1 protein-coding gene is annotated in these 654 nt (G+C 43.6%); it reads right to left on the reverse strand.

Features of this window, described 5'->3' with window-relative positions:
- A partial coding sequence (locus tag A3766_RS08930; protein WP_156508803.1) for a hypothetical protein occupies window positions 1-615 on the reverse strand: 615 nt, incomplete at its 3' end.
- Between the last annotated feature and the right edge of the window lie 39 nt (window positions 616-654).

Here is a 654-nt window from a genome sequence, read left to right on the forward strand (position 1 = left end):
TAGACCTGAACCAACAATATAGTAAGGCACAAAAGACGGAGCGCTGGGAGCACTAAGATCTTGAAGAGCAATGGCTAAATCCAAGTAATCTTCATCGCCCTCTCCGTTTAGCCTTATAGAAAAATCACCATATACCAAACCTCCGTCTTGTTGCACCAAGCGCAAGCCATCAGAATAAACGTCTACGCCGTCTTCTTGAATATCCCACGCAACGTAACCATCAGCCTTTGCCATCGTCCAAGGCTCAAGAAATAATTCCGGGAAACCCAGCTCAAAGTCATGACTTGAAAAGTTTACGAAGCCTCCCTGATTATCAGCAAATACATATCCATTGATACCCATCCCGGAGGGTGTTCCTTCATAAGCATCTAGAGAGACCTGATCAAGCTCAGCTTCAAAGGTAAATGATGAGGCGTCTTTTTGATGTTCGATATTGATCCAGGCGTTTTTTAGTTGCCCTTCTGGCTGACTAATCTCAAGACGATCATGAAGATTATCTGACAAAAGCCCAGACGCGAGCCCCAATTGAGCAAGACAGTAAATATCGAGTTCTGACATCGATACCTTTGTTTGCGATGCATCACTGTTAATATTAATAACATCGCTTTGACACAAGCTCCCTTTCCAGGAGAAATTAAGGCCGTAAACAGACAT

The sequence above is a fragment of the Oleiphilus sp. HI0132 genome (assembly GCF_001635845.1).